Source organism: Stenotrophomonas sp. ZAC14D1_NAIMI4_1, assembly GCF_003086775.1.
Classification (GTDB): Bacteria; Pseudomonadota; Gammaproteobacteria; order Xanthomonadales; family Xanthomonadaceae; genus Stenotrophomonas.
Window position 1 is genome coordinate 3,160,942 of the sequence record NZ_CP026001.1, and the last position, 21,388, is coordinate 3,182,329.

Annotated in this window: 18 protein-coding genes and 3 tRNA genes; all 21 read right to left on the bottom strand. The window is 64.6% G+C overall.

Annotation, left to right across the window (positions count from 1 at the left end):
* Positions 1–157: 157 nt before the first annotated feature.
* Positions 158–2,806 carry a translation initiation factor IF-2 gene (gene infB, locus C1927_RS14650; protein ID WP_079222597.1) on the bottom strand — a complete coding sequence of 883 codons (2,649 nt, stop codon included), beginning with the start codon at positions 2,804–2,806 and terminating at the stop codon, positions 158–160.
* Between the two features lie 92 nt (positions 2,807–2,898).
* Positions 2,899–4,410 carry a transcription termination factor NusA gene (gene nusA / locus C1927_RS14655; RefSeq protein ID WP_079222598.1) on the bottom strand — a complete coding sequence of 504 codons (1,512 nt, stop codon included), beginning with the start codon at positions 4,408–4,410 and terminating at the stop codon, positions 2,899–2,901.
* Between the two features lie 4 nt (positions 4,411–4,414).
* Positions 4,415–5,005: a ribosome maturation factor RimP gene (gene rimP / locus C1927_RS14660; protein ID WP_079222599.1), complete on the bottom strand. Its 591-nt coding sequence runs from the start codon at positions 5,003–5,005 to the stop codon at positions 4,415–4,417.
* Between the two features lie 401 nt (positions 5,006–5,406).
* A tRNA-Met gene (locus C1927_RS14665) sits at positions 5,407–5,483 on the bottom strand.
* Between the two features lie 83 nt (positions 5,484–5,566).
* A tRNA-Met gene (locus tag C1927_RS14670) sits at positions 5,567–5,643 on the bottom strand.
* A 127-nt stretch (positions 5,644–5,770) separates the two neighbouring features.
* On the bottom strand, positions 5,771–7,231 hold the full coding sequence (gene nuoN / locus C1927_RS14675; RefSeq protein ID WP_079222602.1) for an NADH-quinone oxidoreductase subunit NuoN: 1,461 nt from the start codon (positions 7,229–7,231) through the stop codon (positions 5,771–5,773).
* A 15-nt stretch (positions 7,232–7,246) separates the two neighbouring features.
* Positions 7,247–8,755 (bottom strand): NADH-quinone oxidoreductase subunit M, encoded by a 1,509-nt coding sequence (locus C1927_RS14680; protein ID WP_079222603.1) that lies wholly within the window; start codon positions 8,753–8,755, stop codon positions 7,247–7,249.
* Between the two features lie 23 nt (positions 8,756–8,778).
* On the bottom strand, positions 8,779–10,950 hold the full coding sequence (gene nuoL / locus C1927_RS14685) for an NADH-quinone oxidoreductase subunit L (RefSeq protein ID WP_079222604.1): 2,172 nt from the start codon (positions 10,948–10,950) through the stop codon (positions 8,779–8,781).
* A gap of 7 nt (positions 10,951–10,957) precedes the next feature.
* A complete protein-coding gene (nuoK, locus tag C1927_RS14690) occupies positions 10,958–11,263 on the bottom strand; it encodes an NADH-quinone oxidoreductase subunit NuoK (RefSeq protein WP_053519917.1) in 306 nt (101 codons plus the stop codon).
* The gene (locus C1927_RS14695; RefSeq protein WP_079222605.1) at positions 11,260–11,919 is read right to left on the bottom strand and encodes an NADH-quinone oxidoreductase subunit J; all 660 of its coding nucleotides are present in this window, start codon (positions 11,917–11,919) and stop codon (positions 11,260–11,262) included. The genes nuoK and C1927_RS14695 overlap by 4 nt, the downstream gene beginning before the upstream one ends.
* A gap of 9 nt (positions 11,920–11,928) precedes the next feature.
* The gene (gene nuoI, locus C1927_RS14700) at positions 11,929–12,417 is read right to left on the bottom strand and encodes an NADH-quinone oxidoreductase subunit NuoI (RefSeq protein ID WP_005410456.1); all 489 of its coding nucleotides are present in this window, start codon (positions 12,415–12,417) and stop codon (positions 11,929–11,931) included.
* A gap of 4 nt (positions 12,418–12,421) precedes the next feature.
* Positions 12,422–13,516: an NADH-quinone oxidoreductase subunit NuoH gene (gene nuoH / locus C1927_RS14705; protein WP_006381129.1), complete on the bottom strand. Its 1,095-nt coding sequence runs from the start codon at positions 13,514–13,516 to the stop codon at positions 12,422–12,424.
* The gene (gene nuoG / locus C1927_RS14710; RefSeq protein WP_108747087.1) at positions 13,513–15,747 is read right to left on the bottom strand and encodes an NADH-quinone oxidoreductase subunit NuoG; all 2,235 of its coding nucleotides are present in this window, start codon (positions 15,745–15,747) and stop codon (positions 13,513–13,515) included. Before nuoG ends, nuoH begins: the two co-directional genes overlap by 4 nt.
* On the bottom strand, positions 15,744–17,084 hold the full coding sequence (gene nuoF / locus C1927_RS14715) for an NADH-quinone oxidoreductase subunit NuoF (RefSeq protein WP_079222608.1): 1,341 nt from the start codon (positions 17,082–17,084) through the stop codon (positions 15,744–15,746). The genes nuoG and nuoF overlap by 4 nt, the downstream gene beginning before the upstream one ends.
* Positions 17,085–17,088: 4 nt before the next feature.
* Positions 17,089–17,616: an NADH-quinone oxidoreductase subunit NuoE gene (gene nuoE, locus C1927_RS14720; protein ID WP_079222609.1), complete on the bottom strand. Its 528-nt coding sequence runs from the start codon at positions 17,614–17,616 to the stop codon at positions 17,089–17,091.
* 97 nt (positions 17,617–17,713) lie between these two features.
* On the bottom strand, positions 17,714–19,021 hold the full coding sequence (locus C1927_RS14725) for an NADH-quinone oxidoreductase subunit D (protein WP_108747088.1): 1,308 nt from the start codon (positions 19,019–19,021) through the stop codon (positions 17,714–17,716).
* Positions 19,018–19,767, bottom strand: a complete 750-nt coding sequence (locus C1927_RS14730) for an NADH-quinone oxidoreductase subunit C (protein WP_079222611.1) — start codon at positions 19,765–19,767, stop codon at positions 19,018–19,020. Before C1927_RS14730 ends, C1927_RS14725 begins: the two co-directional genes overlap by 4 nt.
* 33 nt (positions 19,768–19,800) lie before the next feature.
* On the bottom strand, positions 19,801–20,355 hold the full coding sequence (locus tag C1927_RS14735) for an NADH-quinone oxidoreductase subunit B (protein ID WP_079222612.1): 555 nt from the start codon (positions 20,353–20,355) through the stop codon (positions 19,801–19,803).
* The gene (locus C1927_RS14740; RefSeq protein ID WP_079222613.1) at positions 20,346–20,702 is read right to left on the bottom strand and encodes an NADH-quinone oxidoreductase subunit A; all 357 of its coding nucleotides are present in this window, start codon (positions 20,700–20,702) and stop codon (positions 20,346–20,348) included. Before C1927_RS14740 ends, C1927_RS14735 begins: the two co-directional genes overlap by 10 nt.
* Before the next feature lie 110 nt (positions 20,703–20,812).
* Positions 20,813–20,897 (bottom strand) — tRNA-Leu (locus C1927_RS14745).
* Between the two features lie 51 nt (positions 20,898–20,948).
* Positions 20,949–21,386, bottom strand: coding sequence for a preprotein translocase subunit SecG (secG, locus tag C1927_RS14750; RefSeq protein ID WP_079222614.1), 438 nt, complete (start codon positions 21,384–21,386; stop codon positions 20,949–20,951).
* Between the last annotated feature and the right edge of the window lie 2 nt (positions 21,387–21,388).

Here is a 21,388-nt window from a genome sequence, read left to right on the forward strand (position 1 = left end):
GGCGCTACATCTACAGGGTCGCCCGACCAACGGTCGGGCGCTACATCTACAGGGTCGCCTGACCAACGGTCGGGCGCTACATCTACATGGTACCCGACCGTTGGTCGGGTTCTACATCACGGTAGGGCCCGACCGTTGGTCGGGCCACCTTGCAGCATTACAGGGTGCGCGGCACTTCGATACGCTCGAAGCACTCGATCTGGTCACCCGGCTTGACGTCGTTGTAGGCCTTCACCGCGATACCGCATTCGGTACCGTTGCGGACTTCCTCGACGTTTTCCTTGAAGCGGCGCAGCGATTCCAGCTCGCCCTCGAAGATCACCACGCTGTCGCGCAGCACGCGGATCGGCTTGTTGCGCTTGACCACGCCCTCGATGACCATCGAACCGGCAACGGCGCCCAGCTTGGAGCTGCGGAACACGTCGCGGACTTCGGCGATACCGATGATCTCTTCGCGGATCTCCACGCCCAGCAGACCGGAGGCCACCTGCTTCACCTGGTCGATCACGTCATAGATGATCGAGAAGTAACGCAGGTCCACGCCGTTGGATTCGATGATGCGACGGGCCGAAGCATCCGCACGCACGTTGAAGCCGATGACGGTGGCCTTCGAAGCGGCGGCCGAATTGGCGTCCGACTCGGTGATGCCGCCCACGCCGGAGTGGATCACGTTGATGCGGATATCTTCGTTGGACAGCGCGACCAGTGCCTGGCTCAGGGCCTGCACCGAACCCTGCACGTCGGCCTTGATGACCAGGTTGAGGACCTGCTGGCCCTCGCCCTTGCCCAGGGTCGCCATGATGTCTTCCATGCGGCTGCCAGCGGTGGCGACCAGGCGCGATTCACGGCGCTTGGTCTCACGCTGCTGGGCAACGTCCTTGGCCAGGCGCTCGTCCTCGACGACCACGAAGTCGTCACCGGCTTCCGGCACGCCGGACAGGCCCAGGACCTGCACCGGGATGGACGGGCCAGCGAACTCCGGCTGCTTGCCGGTTTCGTCGAACAGCGCACGCACGCGGCCGTACTGGATGCCGCACACCAGGTAGTCGCCCTTCTTCAGGCGGCCCTGCTGCACCAGCACCGTCGCAACCGGGCCACGGCCCTTGTCCAGCGACGATTCGATCACCACGCCTGCGGCGCGGCCTTCGTCGACGGCCTTCAGTTCCAGCAGTTCAGCCTGGACCGAGACGGCGTCCAGCAGGTCGTCGATGCCCAGGCCGGTCTTGGCCGAGATCTCCACCATCTGGATGTCACCACCGAAGTCTTCGGCCACGACCTGCTCGGAGAGCAGCTCGTTCTTGACCCGCATCGGGTCGGCGCCGGACTTGTCGATCTTGTTGATGGCCACGATCAGCGGCACACCCGCCGAACGGGCGTGCTGGATCGCTTCCTTGGTCTGCGGCATGACGCCGTCGTCGGCGGCAACCACCAGCACCACGATGTCGGTCAGCTTGGCACCGCGGGCACGCATCGAGGTGAACGCGGCGTGGCCCGGGGTATCCAGGAAGCTGATGACGCCCTTCGGCGTATCAACGTGGTACGCACCGATGTGCTGGGTGATGCCACCGGCTTCGCCGTGGGCAACCTTGGTGCGGCGGATGTAATCCAGCAGCGAGGTCTTGCCGTGGTCGACGTGGCCCATGATGGTGACCACCGGCGGACGCTGCACGGCTTCGCCCTGGTTTTCACCGGTCGAGGCCAGCAGTGCGTCTTCGGCATCGTTGTCATTGGCACGGATCGCCTTGTGGCCGAGTTCTTCGGTCACCAGCGCGGCGGTGTCATGGTCGATGGACTGGGTGATGGTGGCCATCACGCCCATCTTGAACAGCGCCTTCACCACCTCGCCACCCTTCAGCGCGAGCTTCTGCGCCAGGTCGGCCACGGTGATGGTTTCGCCGATCGCCACTTCACGCACGACCGGTGCGGTCGGACGCTCGAAGGCGTGCGGACCGGCGTTGTTGCCACCGCGCGACATGTCGCGACGGCCGCCACTCTGGTTGCGGCCACCCGGGCGACCACGGTTGTTGCTGTTGTTGCTGTTGCCACGACGCGCACGGTCGGCAGCAGACAGGTGCATCTGGCCGGCGAAGCGATCGCCCGGGCCACGCTCGTTGCGCGGCGCGCTGCGGTTGTTGCGGTCGTCGCTGCGCGGCGGCGCCGGCGGTGCACCACGCGGTGCGGCCGGAGCGGCAGCCGGGGTACGCGGCGGGCGCGGCGCGGTTTCGTCGATCGGCGCACGCTTGGGCTTGGTGGCAGCCAGGGCCTCGGCGGCCTTGGCGGCCACTGCAGCTTCCTCGGCAGCCTTCTTCTCGGCCTCGGCGCGTTCCTTGGCGGCAACTTCTTCCTCACGGGCACGGACGATGGCTTCGTCGCGCAGACGATCCTTTTCGGCCAGGGCCTGCTGTTCGGCGAGGTTGCGGGCGCGCGACTCTTCCAGCTTGCGCAGGATGTCGGCACGCTCTTCGTCCGGCGTCATGGCACGCGCACCATCCTTGACGTAGGTACGCTTCTGGCGCACCTCGACATTCACGGTCGTCTTGCTGCGACCGGAATTGACCGTCACTTCCTGCTGTTTCCGGCGGTTGAGCGTGATCTTCTTTGCAGACTGATCAGTCTCCTCCGGGGCCTGCTCGGGCTTGCCGTGCGAACGACGAAGGAAGCCCAGGAGCTTCACCTTCTCGGTGCTGGTCACGACCTGGTCGGGACCGCTGAACTTCATGCCGGCACCGGCCAGCTGTTCCAGCAGTTTCTCGACCGGCGTGTTGACCAGTTCGGCAAGCTTGCGGATGGTGGTTTGCTGCGACATTCGGATCCTATGATCTTGTGGGCGCCCCCCCGCAGATGGAGGTGGCGCGGATTCTACGCCCTGATCGGCTCAGGGCCCTGTTCATTGCCGGCTCATTCGCCGCGTTCCAGTCGGGCGATCTCCTCGGCACGCGCGGCCAGGATCAGCGCCGCGGCGCGCTCCTGGTCCAGCCCTTCGATGCCGAAGTCCATGACCTCGTCGGCGGCCAGGTCGGAAAGCTCCTCGCTGGTGCGCACGCCGTGGCCGGCCAGCGCGTAAGCGGTGGCTTCGTCCATGCCCTCAAGGGACAGCAGGTCCTGCGCCGGCTGGCCGTCTTCAAGGCCTTCTTCGACTGCCAGGGCCTCATTGAGCAGCGCATCGCGGGCACGAGCGCGCAGCTCTTCGACGATGTCCTCGTCGAAACCTTCCACGGCCAGCAGTTCGCCGACCGGGACATATGCAATTTCTTCAACCGTGCCGAAGCCTTCGCTGACCAGGATGCCGGCGATTTCCTCGTCCACTTCCAGCTTGTCCATGAACAGCTGGCGGGCCGAGGCCTGCTCGGCTTCGGACTTGGCGGTGACCTGGTCCTGGGTCATCACGTTCAGCTGCCAACCGGTCAGGCGGCTGGCCAGGCGCACGTTCTGGCCGCCCTTGCCGATGGCCTGGGCCAGGCGGTCTTCGGCCACGGCCAGATCCATCGAGTGCTTGTCTTCATCGACGATGATCGACTGCACTTCGGCCGGCGCCATCGCGTTGATGACGAAGTTGGCCGGGCTATCGTTCCACAGCACGATGTCCACGCGCTCGCCATTGAGCTCGTTGGACACGGCCTGCACGCGCGAACCGCGCATGCCGATGCAGGCACCGATCGGATCGGTACGGGTATCGTGGGCCAGCACGGCGATCTTGGCGCGGTCGCCCGGATCGCGGGCACAGGCCTTGATTTCCACCAGGCCCTGGCCGACTTCCGGCACTTCGAGCTTGAACAGCTCGATCATGAACTCCGGGGCGGCGCGGCTGATGAACAGCTGCGGGCCACGCGGTTCCGAACGCACTTCGGCCAGGTAGCCGCGCACGCGGTCACCGGCGCGCAGCACGTCGCGCGGAATGCCCTTGTCCTTCGGGATGAAGCCTTCGGCGTTGCCACCCAGGTCCACGTAGATGTTGCCGCGCTCGGCGCGCTTGACCACACCGGTGATCAGCTCACCGACGCGATCCTTCCACGCATCGACCACCTGCTGGCGCTCGGCTTCGCGCACGCGCTGCACGATGACCTGCTTGGCAGCCTGGGCGGCGATGCGGCCGAAATCGGGGTTTTCGATCTGTTCTTCGATGAAGTCACCGACGTCCACGCCTTCGGCTTCTTCGATGGCGTCCATCAGGCGGATCTGCCGGTCCGGCGATTCCATGACCACGTCATCGGCCACCACTTCCCAGCGGCGGAAGGTTTCGTAGCTGCCATCCTTGTGGTCGATGACCACGCGGGCCAGCACTTCCTCGTCGGGATAGCGCTTCTTCGCTGCGGACGCCAGGGCGGCCTCGATCGCATCGAAGATCACTTCACGCGGCACGCCCTTCTCGTTGGCGACCGCGTCCACTACCAGCAACAGTTCCTTGCTCATTGGCTCACTCCGCGCGCGGCTTTTTTGCCGCCGGCTCGTTGGAAGAAGAATTCTTGTCCGGCTTCGGACGCTTCGGCGCCGGGCCGGTCGGCTTGCTCGGGGCCAGGCCCAGGGCAACCCAGTCCGGCATGATCCGGGCCTTGTCGATGTTGTCGGCCGACACGACCACTTCGGTCTTGTCGACGATGAAGGTGATGGTGTCCGCGGCCTCGTCGGTCGCTTCGATGCGGCCCTGCAGGCGACGACGGTTGTCCTGCGGCAGCTTCAGCGTGACCTTGGCCATTTCGCCCAGGTGACGGCCGAACTGCTCCAGGTTGAACAGCGGACGGTCGACGCCCGGCGAGGACACTTCCAGCGTGTAGTTGCCGCTGATCGGGTCTTCCACGTCCATCTGCGCGGACACTTCGCGGCTGACGCGCTCGCAGTCGTCCACGTTGATGATGCGCTCGGGCTGTTCAGCCAGCGGCACGTCGATGTAAAGGCGCAGGGTCGCACCGCCGGGGGCCGGCAGATACTCAACGCCCAGCAGCTCCAGGCCCAGCGACACAACGGTCGGGGCGAGCAGATTCGCGATGTCGGTTGCCTTGTCGCTCACAGCCTGCCTTGATCTCTTGGTTGGGTGCCGGCCACAGCCGGCGGGAAACATGACGCCCCGGAAACGACAAAGGGCCCGCTGGGCCCCTTTTTCCGGAAAGACTCCGGTGACTGGATTCCGGTTGCAACGCGCTGCGTAAGCGTGTTGCGAGCCCTCCTTCCGGACCGGGTCTCCCGATGGGAGGCCGCCTTCAGGGGTACTGCCTAGGCCGCTGATGATAGCGGCTGCACCGCACTGGTGCAAGGCTTGGGCCGGCCTGAAACCGACCGCTGCGCTCGCCGGGCATGGCCCGGCGCTACCGGGGCAACGCGCGGCGGTAGCGCCGGGCCATGCCCGGCGGATCCAGCAAACCCCAAAGAAAAACGCCTTCGAAGCAGGACTTCGAAGGCGATCTCTTTACTTGGTAGCGGGGGCAGGATTTGAACCTGCGACCTTCGGGTTATGAGCCCGACGAGCTGCCAGACTGCTCCACCCCGCATCAGAAGCGGAATTATGAGTGATAACTTCAAAACATGCAAGCTTTCCCTCATTCATCAAACCGGTTGGCGCCGTTTCGATGTTTGGTAGCGGGGGCAGGATTTGAACCTGCGACCTTCGGGTTATGAGCCCGACGAGCTGCCAGACTGCTCCACCCCGCACCGGAAGTGTTTGAACTGCTGCCCTGCTCTTTCGAGGAGGGCTATCGCAACGATGTTCTGGCTGAACCGCTGCAGTGACAACTCAGGCTGCGCATATTACACGAATCGCGCAGCTTTGTGTCAACTTTTATGCAAGATGCGCAAATGCCTGCTGGCACCAGACCATGATCGGGTTCCAGGCCAGGCCCAGAGCCAGCAGTGCCAGGGCATTCACGCCCAGCACCACGCCCAGCACGCGGTCGTTGTTGCGCGGCATGGCCTCGCCCACCGGCTCATCGAAGTACATGACCTTGATGACGCGCAGGTAGTAGAAGCAGCCGACCACGGCGCACAGCACGCCCAGGATGGCCAGCCACAGCAGGCCGCCGTTGACGGCTGCGCCGAGCACGGCCAGCTTGGTCCAGAAGCCCAGGAACGGCGGGATGCCTGCCAGCGACGCCATGATGCACAGCACCAGGCCGGCCATCCACGGGTTGCGGGCGTTCAGGCCCTTGAAGTCCTCGATGTTCTCGGCTTCAAAGCCGGCGCGCGACAGGGCGATGATCGCACCGAAGGCGGCGGTGGACATGATGGCGTAGGCCAGAGCGTAGAACAGCGCTGCGGCATAACCCTGCGCGCCACCACCGGCGATGCCCATCAGCAGGAAGCCGATGTGCGAGACGGTGGAGAACGCCAGCATGCGCTTGAGGTTGCTCTGCGCGATGGCCATCAGGTTGCCGATGACCAGCGACACGGCGGCCAGGCCGGCGATCAGCAGCTGCAGTTCGGTCGACAGCGGGCCCACGCCCATTTCCAGCAGGCGGTACGCCATGCCGAAGGCGGCCAGCTTCGGTGCCGAGCTGATGAACAGCGCGATCGGTGCCGGGGCACCCTGGTACACGTCCGGCAGCCACATGTGGAACGGCGCGGCACCCAGCTTGAAGGCGACGCCGGCGATCATGAACACCGCACCGGTGATCAGCAGCACGCGCTCGTCCGAATGCGGGATGGCGGCCTGGATGGCGTCCAGGTGCAGGCTGCCGGTGGCGCCGTAGATCAGCGACATGCCGTACAGCAGCAGGCCCGATGCCAGCGAACCGAGGACGATGTACTTCATCGCCGCTTCCGAGGCCAGGCCGCTGTCGCGGTTGCTGGCGACCAGGGCGTAGGAGCACAGGGCCAGCAGTTCCAGGCCCAGGTAGACCATCAGCAGGCTGCCGGCCGAAACCAGGATCATCATGCCGGCGGTGCCGAACAGGATCAGCACCGGGATCTCGCCCTGGAACAGGTTGCGGTCGCGCAGGTAGCGCCAGCCGTAGACCAGGGTCAGGCCGCTGAGCAGCACGATCCCGGTCTTCATCACGTCCGCGGCGGTATCGCGCACGAACATGCCGTGGAAGACCTCACCCTGCCCGCCCACGCCGGTGGCGAGCATGAACAGCACCACGGCCAAGGCAGCGACCGAGAACAGGTGGGTGACGATCTTGTTCCGGTTGCTGACGAACAGGTCGAGGATCATCAGGGCGAAGGCGCTGCCGATCAGCACCAGCTCGGGAGCGAGCGGTGGCAGGTCAGCGGCGGTCAATGGCAACAGCGGCGAGGTGGTCATCATCAAATCCTGGAATTACAGCAGCTTGCTGGATGCGATCTGCATCGCCAGCTTCGCGATCGAGGGCTCCATCAGGTCGGTCAGCGGCTTGGGGTAGATGCCCAGGGCCAGCACGCCGATGGCGAACACGGTCAGCAGCGCCCATTCGCGGCCGTTGATGTCCTTCAGCTCAGCCACGTGGCTGTTGGCCACTTCGCCGAAGAAGATGCGCTTGTACAGCCACAGGGTGTAAGCCGCACCGATGATCAGGGTGGTGGCGGCGCCCAGGGCGATCCACGGATTGCGCTGGAACGCAGCCAGGATGACCATGAATTCACCGGCAAAACCACTCGTGCCCGGCAGGCCGGCATTGGCCATGAAGAACAGCATGGCGAAGGTGGCGAACCACGGCATCACGTTGACCACGCCGCCGTAATCGGCGATGCGGCGGCTGTGCATGCGGTCGTACAGCACGCCGACGCAGGAGAACATCGCGCCGGACACGAAGCCGTGCGAGATCATCTGCACCATGGCGCCCTGCAGGCCCAGGCGGGCGGCATCGGCGTTGCCGGCTTCACGCACCAGCCACAGGGCGATGAAGGTGCCCAGGGTGACAAAGCCCATGTGCGCGATCGACGAATAGGCGATCAGCTTCTTCATGTCGTCCTGAACCAGGGCGACCAGGCCGACGTAGATCACGGCGATCAGCGACAGGGCGATGACCAGCCAGGCCCACTCGCTCGACGCATCGGGGACGATCGGCAGGTTGAAGCGCAGGAAGCCGTAGCCACCGATCTTCAGGGCGATGGCGGCCAGGATGACCGAACCGGCGGTCGGCGCTTCCACGTGGGCGTCCGGCAGCCAGGTGTGCACCGGGAACATCGGCACCTTGACCGCGAAGGCGATCAGGAAGGCGAAGAAGATCCAGGTCTGTTCCTTGGCGCTCAGCGGCAGCGCGTACAGGTCGGCCAGCTGGAAGCTGCCGCCCTTCATGTACAGGTAGATCAGCGCCACCAGCATCAACACGGAGCCGAGGAAGGTGTACAGGAAGAACTTCATCGCGGCGTAGATGCGACGCGGGCCGCCCCAGACACCGATGATGAGGAACATCGGGATCAGCATCGCCTCGAAGAACACGTAGAACAGCATCGCGTCCGTGGCCGAGAAGATGCCGACGGTGACGCCTTCCAGGATCAGGAAGGCAGCCACGTACTGGTTGACGCGCTTGTCGATCGCGCTCCAGGCGCCCAGCAGGGCCAGCACGCCGACCAGGGTGGTCAGCAGGATCAGCGCGATGGCGATGCCATCCACGCCCAGGTTGTAGCCGATCTTGTACGCCGGGATCCACGCATGGGTCTCGACGAACTGCATGCCATCGGCAGCCGGGTTGTAGCCGCTGAGCAGCGAGAGACTCGCAACGAAGGTCAGCAGCGCCACGCCGATCGACGCCCAGCGGGCGGTCTGCGCATCACGGATCGCAAGGATCAGGGCACCGCCGAGGATCGGCAGCCAGATGAGGACACTGAGTAGGGGCCAGTTCGACACGTCTTCTTATTCCGTACAGGTCATCAACGCAGGTAATGCATCAGCACGCCCAGGAGGGCAATCAGGCCGATGATCATTGCGAAGGCGTAGTGATAGAGGAAACCGGATTGGGTACGACGCAGCACGCCGGCTGCGACGTCCACAACACGTGCCGAGAGATTGACCACGCCATCGACGATGTTGCTGTCGATCCAGCGTGCGACCTTGCCGAGCTTGACGCTGCCACCGGCGAAGCCATCGATCCACAGCTTGTCGAAGCCGTACTTGTTTTCCAGCACCGAGACCAGCGGAGCGAAGGTCCTGCGGGCCTTGCCCGACAGGTCCGGCTTCCACAGGTAGAACAGCGCGGCCAGCAGGAAGCCTGCCAGGGTCAGCCAGAACGGCGGCAGCATCATGCCGTGCAGCGCGAACGCCACCGGACCATGGAACTCCTCGCCGAGGAAGCCGACGGTGTTCTTGGCCGGATCGTAGAAATCGACGATGCCGGTGAAGAACGTGGTCGCCTGGCCCTTGATCGCCTCGTGGGCGTGGTGGCCGGCCCAGTCGGTGCCGTGCAGCATCGGGCCGATGCTGAAGAAACCGATGGCGATCGAGGGGATGGCCAGCAGGATCAGCGGCAGGGTCACCACCCACGGGGTTTCGTGCGGCTCATGCGGACCGTGGCCATGGCCGTGGTCGTCATGGGCATCGCCGTGGTGCGCGTCGGCATGATGGGCATCGGCGGCATGATGGTCGTCATGGCCGTGGTCATCATGGTGCGCATCGCGGAAGCGCTCCGGACCATGGAAGGTCATGAACAGCAGGCGGAAGCTGTAGAAGCTGGTCACCAGCACCCCACCCAGCACTGCCCAGTAGCCATAGGTGGCCACCCAGCTGTTCTGGATATGGGCGTGGATCTCGGCCGCCTCGATGATGGTGTCCTTCGAGTAGAAGCCGGAGAAGAACGGCGTACCGACCAGGGCCAGCGTACCGATCCACATGGTGATGAAGGTGATCGGCATGTACTTGCGCAGGCCGCCCATCTTGCGCATGTCCTGCTCGTGGTGCATCGCGATGATGACCGAGCCGGCACCCAGGAACAGCAGCGCCTTGAAGAAGGCGTGGGTCATCAGGTGGAACACGGCGGCCGAGTAGGCCGACACGCCCAGTGCAACCGTCATGTAGCCCAGCTGCGACAGGGTCGAGTACGCGACCACACGCTTGATGTCGTTCTGCACGATGCCGATCAGGCCAGTGAAGAACGCGGTGGTGGCACCGATGAAGAGGATGAAGTTCAGCGCGGTCTGCGACAGCTCGAACAGCGGCGACATGCGGGTGACCATGAAGATACCGGCGGTCACCATGGTCGCGGCGTGGATCAGTGCCGAGATCGGGGTCGGGCCTTCCATCGAGTCCGGCAGCCACACGTGCAGCGGGACCTGGGCCGACTTGCCCATGGCGCCGATGAACAGGCAGATGCAGATGACCGTGGCGATCGACCAGACGACCGGCTCGCTCAGCAGCTGCATGCCCAGCAGGGTGCCGTCCCAGACCTGCATCTGCGCCTGCGGGCTGGACAGCACGCTGGCCTGCGAGAACACCTGCGAGTAATCCAGGGTGCCGAACACCCACAGCACGCCGGCGATGCCCAGCAGGAAGCCGAAGTCACCGACGCGGTTGACCAGGAACGCCTTCATGTTGGCGAAGATCGCGGTCGGGCGCTTGAACCAGAAGCCGATCAGCAGGTACGACACCAGGCCCACCGCTTCCCAGCCGAAGAACAGCTGCAGGAAGTTGTTGCTCATCACCAGGGTGAGCATCGAGAAGGTGAACAGCGAGATGTAGCTGAAGAAGCGCTGGTAGCCCGGGTCTTCTTCCATGTAGCCGATGGTGTAGATGTGGACCAGCAGCGACACGAAGGTCACCACCACCATCATCATCGCGGTCAGCTTGTCGACCATGAAGCCGACATGGGCCGAGTACTGGCCCACTTCGAAGAAGGTGTACAGGTTCTGGTTGAACGGCTGCGCACCGCCCCAGACCAGCTGGTACAGGGTGTACATCGACAGGGCGCAGCTGATGGCCACGCCGAGGATGGTGACGGTCTGTGCGCCGAAGCGCTTGACCTGGCGACCGAACAGGCCGGCGATGATGCTGCCGAACAGCGGTGCAAGCACCACTGCGATCAACAGACTCTTGGAGAGAGTGATTTCCATCTGTGGATCAGCCCTTCAGCGAATCGACTTCGCCGACATTGATTGTGCGGCGTGTACGGAACAGGGTCACCAGGATCGCCAGGCCGATGGCGGCCTCGGCAGCGGCAACGGTCAGGATGAAGAACACGAACAGCTGGCCGGACGGATCGCCCAGCTGGCGCGAGAACCCGACGAAGTTGATGTTCACCGACAGCAGCATCAACTCGATGGACATCAGCAGGACGATGATGTTCTTGCGGTTGAGGAAGATGCCGGCAAGGCTGATGCAGAACAGCACCGCGCCCAGCGCCAGGATGTGGCCGAGAGTGATCATGCCTGGGTCTCCTCGTCGCCCGCGACCGGCTTGGTGTTGCTGTGGACCAGCGGCTTTTCAGCGTCCATCTTGACCACGCGCAGACGCTGCGAGGCCTTGACCATGGTCTGGTCGCCCGGGTTCTGGACCTTGACACCGGTACGGCGACGCAGGGTCAGCATGACGGCGGCAACCACGGCCACGGTCAGGATGACGGCGGCGAACTCGAACGGCAGCAGGTACTCGGTGAACAGGCTGCGGGCCAGCCAGGTGATGTTGGACGTGTCCGCGGCCAGGGCCGCAGCGTTGTCCGCCGGGAAGGCGTTGACCGCCCTGCCCTTCACCCCGATCAGGATCAGCATCTGCACCAGCATGGCGACGGCCACGATCAGGCCGACCGGCAGGTAGCGCACCCAGCCCTCACGCAGGTTCGTGGGATCGATGTCGAGCATCATCACCACGAACAGGAACAGCACCATCACCGCGCCGACGTAGACGAGCACCAGCGCGACACCGAGGAACTCGGCACCGACCAGCAGCCACACGCAGGCAATGGAGAAGAAGGTCAGCACCAGGCAGAGCACGGCGTGAACCGGGTTGCGCACGCTGATCACCGCACCGGCCGAAACCGTTGCCGCGATGGCGAACACCCAGAAAGCGATATTTACCCAATCCATCTCTCGACCTCAGCGGTAAGCGGCATCGGCGGCACGACGCTCGGCGATCTCGTTTTCGAGACGATCGCCAAGGGCCAGCAGCTGCGGCTTGGTAACGATGTTTTCGCCACGGTTCTCGAAGTGGTACTCGAGGATGTGGGTTTCGACGATCGAGTCCACCGGGCAGCTTTCTTCACAGAAGCCGCAGAAGATGCACTTGAACAGATCGATGTCGTAGCGGGTGGTACGGCGGGTGCCGTCCTCGCGCTTGGCCGAGTCGATGGTGATGGCCAGTGCCGGGCACACCGCTTCGCACAGCTTGCAGGCGATGCAGCGCTCTTCACCGTTGGGGTAACGGCGCAGGGCGTGCAGGCCACGGAAGCGCGGCGACTGCGGGAACTTCTCCATCGGGTACATCATCGTGTACTTCGGCTTGAAGCTGTACTTCAGCGTCAGCCAGAGACCGGCCAGCAGTTCGAGCAGCAGCAGGCTCTTGAAGTAATGGGTAATCCTGTTCATCACTTTAGACGCCCTTTTGAATCACGCCGAAGAACACCATGACGGCGGTAACCGCGATCCACAGAATGGCCAGCGGGATGAAGACCTTCCAGCCCAGGCGCATGATCTGGTCGTAGCGGAAGCGCGGGAAGCTGGCACGGAACCAGATGTAGGCACTGGCGAAGAAGAACACCTTGACGAACAGCCACGGTGCGCCGCCCTTCCAGATCCAGTCGACCAGCGGCGAGACATCACCGAAGTTGACCCAACCCTGGATCGGGCTCAGCCAGCCGCCGAGGAAGAAGATCGAGATCAGGAAGCTGATCAGGATCATGTTCGCGTATTCGGCCAGGAAGAACAGGGCGAAGGCACCGCCGGAGTATTCGACCATGTGGCCGGCGACGATTTCCGATTCGCCTTCCACCACGTCGAACGGCGCGCGGTTGGTTTCAGCCACGCCCGACACCCAGTAGATGACGAACAACGGGAACAGCGGCAGCAGGAACCAGTCGAAGAAGCCGGAATTGCCGGCCTGCGCCATCACGATGTTGCTCAGGTTCAGGCTGCCCGAAGCGATCATCACGCCGACCAGGGCGAAGCCCATGGCGATTTCGTAGCTGATCATCTGCGCCGAGGCGCGCATGGCACCCAGGAACGCGTACTTCGAGTTGGACGCCCAACCGGCCAGGATGATGCCGTAGATGCCCAGCGAGGTCATCGCCAGCAGGTACAGCAGGCCGGCGTTGGCGTTGGACAGCACGATCTGCGAATCGAAGGGCACCACCGACCAGGCCGCGAAGGCCGGGGCCAGGGTGATCAGCGGTGCGAGCAGGTAGATCGCCTTGTTGGCGCTGCTCGGCTGGACCACTTCCTTGAACAGCAGCTTGAAGACGTCGGCGAAGGCCTGGAAGATGCCCATGCCCACGTACATCGGGCCGTGGCGGACGTGCATCCAGCCGATCAGCTTGCGTTCCCAGACCACGTAGAAGGCCACCGAGATGATCACCGGAACGGTGATCACCAGGATCTTCAGGATGATCCAGATCAGCGCGCCGATATCACCAAGGCCAAGCAGCCACTGGTGCAGCGGGTCGACCGCGTTCAACAGCAATTCGTTCATGCAGCCACCACCGATACGCGAGCGGCACCCAGCGGCGCGGTCGCGCCGTGGCCCGATTCAATCCAGACCGAACCCGCAGCGACGCGGGCGTCGACCACCACCGGCAGGGTGGCCTTGCCGGCATCGGTGCCGACCTTGGCCATCTGCCCTTCCTGCAGCTGCAGGCGCGCGGCATCGTCAGCGTTCAGCACGATGCGCGGGGCGTTGTTCAGCGGATGCGACTGCAGCGCCGGGGCGCGGCGGACCACCGCATCGGTGCGGTAGATCGCAGCGGTCGAAGCCACTTCCAGGCCTTCGCCGGCAACGGCCGGCTGGGCCGAGGCAGCCACGGCGACCGACACCGGCACCAGGCTGGCACGCAGGCCGGCCAGGTCGGTGAAGTCGAAACCGGCCAGTGCCATCTCGCCGCCCAGTGCGCGCAGCACGCGCCAGCCTTCACGGGCCTCGCCCGGCAGCTTGCCGCCGGCGCGGGCCGACTGCTCGCGACCATCGAGGTTGGTCAGGGTGGCGTCGATTTCCGGCAGTGCACCGATCGGCAGGATGACGTCGGCAACGTCGCGGGTGGAGACACAGGCGAACTGGCTGAAGGCCACCACCTTGGCACCGACCAGCGCCTTGCGCGCGGCCGGGGCATCGGCGAAGTCCAGGCCCGGTTCCAGGCCGTACACCACGTAGGCCTGGCGCGGCTGCGCCAGCATGGTGGCGACGTCCTTGCCGGCCGGCAGCACGCCGGCGCGGGCCAGGCCCACGGCATTGGCGCCCTGCGGGATGCGGCACAGCCTGGCACCGGTAGCGGCAGCGAAATCACGCGCGGCGGCGCGGATCGCGGCGGCCTGCGGGTGGTTCTCGGCGATGCCACCGACGATCAGCACGGTGTTGGTACCGCCCTGCACTGCCGAACGCAGTTCTTCGTTGGCCAGCGCGTCGACGAACTTCGACGGGGCGACGATCTGCTTGCCGGCAACGCTGAAGGCGAAGTCGAAGTCCACCGGGTTGACGACGTGGATCTTCGCGCCCTTGGTGGTCTGCGCCTTGCGCAGGCGGGCGTGCAGCAGCGGCAGTTCGTGGCGGATGTTGCTGCCCAGAATGACGATGCGGTCGGCGCCTTCGATCTCGGCCAGCGGCAGGCCGAACACTTCGGCGGTTGCGGCGTCGGAGAAATCGCGGTTGTTGATGCGGTGGTCGATGTTGTTCGAGCCCAGGCCCTTGGCCAGGCGGGCCAGCAGCGCGCCTTCCTCGTTGGAGGTCGACGGGTGCACCAGCACGCCCAGGTGGTCACCCTGGTGGGCCTTGAGGATCTCGGCGGCCGCGGCCAGGCCTTCGGCCCAGCTCACTTCCTTCCACTCGCCATTGACCTTGCGCAGCGGCTTGACCGCACGGTCTTCGCTGTACAGGCCCTGGTGCGAGTAGCGGTCACGGTCGGACAGCCAGCACTCGTTCACGGCTTCGTTGTCGCGCGGCACGGTGCGCAGCACTTCGCCGCGACGCACGTGCAGGAACAGGTTCGAACCCATGGCGTCGTGGTAGCCCAGCGATTCGCGCGCGGTCAGTTCCCACGGGCGGGCGCGGAACTGGAACACCTTGTTGGTCAGCGCGCCGACCGGGCAGACGTCGACGACGTTGCCGGACAGCTCGGTGGTCAGCGGCTTGCCGTCGTAGGTACCGATCTGCAGGTTCTCGCCACGGTACATGCCACCCAGTTCATAGGTGCCAGCCACGTCGGCGGTGAAGCGCACGCAGCGGGTGCACTGGATGCAGCGGGTCATCTCGGTGGCGACCAGCGGACCCATGTCCTCGTCCGGCACCACGCGCTTGCGCTCGTTGAAGCGGCTGACCGAACGGCCATAGCCCAGCGAGACGTCCTGCAGTTCGCACTCGCCGCCCTGGTCGCAGATCGGGCAGTCCAGCGGGTGGTTGATGAGCAGGAACTCCATCACCGAACGCTGGAACTTGAGCGCCTTCTCACTGCGGGTGGCGACCTTCATGCCGTCCATCACCGGGGTGGCGCAGGCCGGCGCCGGCTTCGGCGACTTTTCCACGTCCACCAGGCACATGCGGCAGTTGGCGGCGATCGGCAGCTTCTCGTGGTAGCAGAAGCGCGGAATGGAGATGCCAGCCTTGTCGGCGGCCTGGATGATCATCGAGCCCTTGGGCACGACCAGCGACTTGCCATCGATCTCGATGGTGACGTGATCGGGTGGGACGCTCGGATTTACGGGTTGCGCGCTCATGCAGCGGCTGCCTCCACCTTCTTGCCGTCAACCATCGAATGACCGTTGACGATGTAGTACTCGAACTCGTCCCAGAACTGGCGCAGGAAGCCCTGGATGGGCCATGCAGCCGCTTCGCCGAACGCACAGATGGTGTGGCCTTCGATCTGGCCGGCCACCGCCTTCAGCTGGTGCAGGTCTTCCATCGTGGCCTTGCCGGCGACGATGCGCTCCAGCACGCGGTGCATCCAGCCGGTACCTTCACGGCACGGGGTGCACTGGCCGCAGGATTCCTTGTGGAAGAACTGGCTGATGCGGCAGGCGAACTTGACGCAACAGACGCTGTCATCCAGCACCACGACGGCGCCCGAACCCAGGCCGGAGCCCAGTGCGCGGATAGTGTCGTAGTCCATCGGCAGGCCCTTCAGCTCGGCCGCGGTCAGCACCGGCATCGACACGCCGCCCGGGATCGCGCCCTTCAGGGTGCGGCCCGGACGCAGGCCACCGGCCATCGCCAGCAGGTCGTCGAAGGTGGTGCCCAGCGGCACTTCGAAGTTGCCGCCGTTCTGCACGCAGCCGGAGACCGAGAAGCACTTCGGGCCACCGTTGGCGGTCAGGCTCAGGCCCTTGAACCACTCCGGACCGTTGCGGATGATCGCCGGCACCGAACCGTAGGTTTCGGTGTTGTTGATCGTCGACGGCTTGCCGTACAGGCCGAAGTTCGCCGGGAACGGCGGCTTGTAGCGCGGCTGGCCCTTCTTGCCTTCCAGCGATTCCATCAGTGCGGTTTCTTCGCCGCAGATGTAGGCGCCGGCGCCCAGGGCACCGTAGATGTCGATGTCCACGCCCGAGCCCATCACGTTCTTGCCCAGCCAGCCATTTGCATAGGCATCGGCCAGGGCCTGTTCGAAGTTCTCGAACGGCTCGTGGTGGAACTCACCGCGCAGGTAGTTGTAGCCCACGGTCGAGCCGGTGGCGTAGCAGGCGATCGCCATGCCTTCCACGACCGAATGCGGGTTGTAGCGCAGGATGTCGCGGTCCTTGCAGGTGCCCGGCTCGGATTCATCCGAGTTGCAGAGGATGTACTTCTGCATGTTGCCCTTGGGCATGAAGGACCACTTCAGGCCGGTCGGGAAGCCCGCGCCACCGCGGCCGCGCAGGCCCGAGGCCTTGACCATCTCGATGACCTGCTCCGGCGGGATCTTCTCTTCGAGGATCTTGCGCAGGGCGGCATAGCCACCGGTCTTCAGGTAGCTTTCGTACGACCACGGGGTGTCGTAATGCAGGGTGGTGTAGACCACCTGGTGCGGCAGCGGCGCGGGGCCGACCGGACCCTTGGATTCGTGGTGATGTGCCATGCCCTTACTCCAGCCCGTCCAGCAGCTCGTCGACCTTTTCCAGGGTCAGACGCTCATGGTAATGACCGTTGATGACCATCATCGGTGCACCACCGCAGCCTGCCAGGCACTCTTCCTCGCGCTTGAGGTAGACGCGGCCGTCCGGGGTGGACTGGCCGTGCTTGATGCCCAGCTTCTTCTCGCAATGGCGCACGATGTCCTCGGCGCCATTGAGCCAGCAGCTGATGTTGGTGCAGATGGCCACGTTGTTGCGGCCCACCTTCTCGGTCTCGAACATCGAGTAGAAGCTGGCGACCTCGTAGGCCCACACTGGCGGCAGGTCGAGGTACTTGGCCACGCCGGCGATCAGCTCGTCGGTCAGCCAGCCCTCGTTCTGCTCCTGGGCCGCGTGCAGGCCCTGCAGCACGGCAGAGCGCTTGCGGTCCGGCGGGAACTTGGACAGCCAGTGATCGATGTGAGCGCGCGTCTTGTCGCTCAACACCACCATCGGGTCGACGTCGCGCGCCGTCTCGAAATTACCTGTCGCCTTCATCGGCCGACCTCAGCGAAATGCATAACGTGAAATTGCAGAAACTGCGGCGCCGGCTTGCGCCGGCTGCCTGCAGCAGGCGTTGGCTTGGCAGACGTCATTACCGGTCAACCTCGCCGAACACCAGATCGTAGGTGCCGATCATTGCCACCACGTCAGCCAGCATGTGGCCGCGCACGATCGAATCGATCGAGGACAGGTGGGCGAAGCCCGGCGCGCGCAGGTGCACGCGGAAAGGCTTGTTGGCGCCATCGGAGACCAGGTAACAGCCGAACTCGCCCTTCGGGGCTTCCACCGCCGAATAGGTTTCGCCGGCCGGGACGCAATAGCCTTCGCTGAACAGCTTGAAGTGGTGGATCAGCGCTTCCATGTCGTCCTTCATGTCCTCGCGCTTGGGCGGAGCGACCTTGAAGTTCTTCACCATCACCGGGCCCGGGTTGGCCTTCAGCCACGCCACGCACTGCTTGATGATGCGGTTGGATTCGCGCATTTCGGCCACGCGGCACAGGTAGCGGTCGTAGCAGTCGCCTTCCTTGCCCAGCGGGATGTCGAAATCGACGGCATCGTACTTGGCGTACGGACGCTTCTTGCGCAGATCCCAGGCAACGCCCGAACCGCGCAGCATCACGCCGGTCATGCCCCACTGGTGGGCCAGTTCCGGACTGACCACGCCGATGCCGACCGTACGCTGCTTCCAGATACGGTTGTCGGTCAGCAGGGTTTCGTATTCGTCGACGCGACCCGGGAACTCGTTGGTGAAGTTCTCCAGGAAGTCCAGCAGCGAGCCTTCACGCGAAGCATTGAGCTGCTTCAGCGCCTTGCCCTTGTGCCAGCGCGATTCCTTGTACTTCGGCATGTGGTCCGGCAGGTCGCGGTAGACGCCGCCCGGACGGTAGTACGCCGCGTGCATGCGCGCGCCGGAGACCGCTTCGTAGCAGTCCATCAGCTCTTCGCGTTCGCGGAAGGCGTACAGCATGACCGCCATCGCACCCAGGTCGAGTGCGTTGGAGCCCAGCCACATCAGGTGGTTCAGGATGCGGGTGATTTCGTCGAACATGGTGCGGATGTACTGCGCACGCTCCGGCGCCTCGATCCCCATCAGGGTCTCGATCGAGCGCACGTAGGCGTGCTCGTTGCACATCATCGACACGTAATCCAGGCGATCCATGTAACCGATCGACTGGTTGAACGGCTTGGACTCGGCCAGCTTTTCGGTACCACGATGCAGCAGGCCGACGTGCGGGTCGGCGCGCATGATGGTTTCGCCATCCATTTCCAGGATCAGGCGCAGCACACCATGGGCGGCCGGATGCTGCGGGCCGAAGTTCATGGTGTAGTTGCGGATTTCCTGCCGGCTTTCGGCGGGGTTGCTGGCGAAGGCTTCGCCGGCCTGGTGTACGTGGCTCACTTCACTGCCTCCTGCGCGCGCTCACCTTCTGCGGTCTGCAGACGGGCGTCGTCACGGATCACGCGCGGCACGCCGACACGCGGCTCCACCGAGGTGACCGGTTCGTAGATCACGCGCTTCTTTTCTTCGTCGTAGCGGACTTCGACGTTGCCGATGAGCGGGAAGTCCTTGCGGAACGGATGGCCGACGAAACCGTAGTCGGTCAGGATCCGGCGCAGGTCCGGGTGACCTTCGAAGATCACGCCGTACAGGTCGAACGCTTCGCGCTCGAACCAGTTCAGGCCCGGCCAGATGCCGGTCAGCGAGGACACCACCGGCAGTGCTTCGTCAGGGGCGAAGCAGCGCAGGTGCAACATCAGGTTGTGCTGGTAGGAGCGCAGCTGGGCGACCACGGCGAAACGCTGGGTCGGCATGTGCTGCGGGCTCGCGCCATCGGCACCGTTTTCTTCGGTGGGGAACTCGCCCCACGCGAAACGGCCCTGGGCCTTGCCTTCGACGCCGCGGCTGAAGCCCTGCGAGGACACGTCAGCGGTGTCCCATTCGTCGGAGCCATAACCGAGGTAATCGACGCCGCAGAGATCCACGGCCTGCTCGAAACCAAACTCGTCACGCAGCGCCAGCGCGGTGGCATGCCACTCGGCGGCAGGCACCTCCAGCGTCACTTCGCCGCGGGGTTCGACCACGATGACCTTCGCACCAGCGAAACGTGCGGAGAGTCGGTCGATGAAGGATGCTTGCTCTGCCATGGGGGCTTGGCGCGCTCTTGTAGTGTGGAAGGGTCAGCGGGCGATGGTCTGTGTACGCCAGATCTTCTTCTGCAGCTGCAGGATCCCGTACACCAGCGCCTCGGCGGTCGGCGGGCAGCCCGGGACGTAGACGTCCACCGGCACCACGCGATCACAGCCGCGCACGACAGAATAGGAGTAATGGTAGTAGCCGCCGCCGTTGGCGCAGCTGCCCATCGAGATGACCCACTTCGGGTCCGGCATCTGGTCGTAGACCTTGCGCAGCGCCGGGGCCATCTTGTTGACCAGGGTGCCGGCCACGATCATCACGTCGGACTGACGCGGCGACGGGCGGAACACCACGCCGTAGCGGTCAAGATCCAGGCGCGCGGCGCCGGCGTGCATCATCTCGACCGCGCAGCAGGCCAAACCGAAGGTCATCGGCCACATCGAGCCGGTGCGCGCCCAGTTCAGCAGTGCGTCGACGCTGGTGGTGACGAAGCCCTTTTCCAGCAGCGGGTTGTCGCCCTCCGGCCGCAGGATGTCATCAACCCGCCCTTCCGGGACCGGGTTGTTCATGAGGCCATCGAGAGTCTGAATCACTCCCATTCCAGCGCTCCCTTCTTCCAGACGTAAATGAAACCGAGGAACAGCATGCCGACGAACAGGCCCATGGTGACGAGCGAACGGGCGCCCAGCTCCATGAAGACCTGGGTCCACGGCACGATGAAGATGATTTCCAGGTCGAAGACGATGAACTGGATCGCGATCAGGTAGTAGCGCACATCGAACTTCATGCGCGCGTCTTCGAAGGCCTCGAAGCCGCACTCGTACGGCGAGAGCTTTTCCAGATCGGGGCGGCGGGGACCGAGGAATCGACCGATCAGCATCAGCGTGATGCCGATACCGGTCGCGACGATCAGAAACAGCAGAGACGGCAAATATTCGGCCAGCACAGCGATTCTCTCTTGCCTCTGCCGCCGCGCCTGCAGGCGCTTTGGCATGGGGGAGTGGACGGGAAACGGCTGGCGCATTGCGCGCCAGGAGAACCCGCTTTACTTACAAATGGTGCCCAAGAGGGGACTCGAACCCCTACGACCTAAGTCGCTACCACCTCAAGGTAGTGCGTCTACCAATTCCGCCACCTGGGCAAACGATCACATCAGTCAGATAACCCGATGCGCCGCATATTGTAACCGTCTTCAGTCTTTCTGGGAGCCTTCCGAAGGCTTTTCTTCACCAGAAACCGAAGATTCCGCCTGAGCCGGCACAGTCGCGGCCGGAACCGGGGCGGCCGGGACCGCATCGGCCTTCGGAACGGCCGGAAGTTCACCCGCCGGGGCGGCCGGAGCGCTGGCCGCCGGGGCGGACATCAGGCCCAGGTCCTGCTCGGCCGCCGGACGGCTGCCGTGACCGGCATACCAGGCCATGAAGAGGCTGATGCCGAAGAACACCACGGCCAGCCACTTGGTCGACTTGGACAGGAAGTTGGACGCGCCACGCGCACCAAACACAGTGCCCGAGGCGCCAGCGCCGAAGCCCGAACCAGCCGCCGCACCCGAACCACGCTGCATCAGGATGAGCGCGATCATGGCCACGGCCACGAGCACGTAGACGACATTGAGGATCAACATCAGCATTG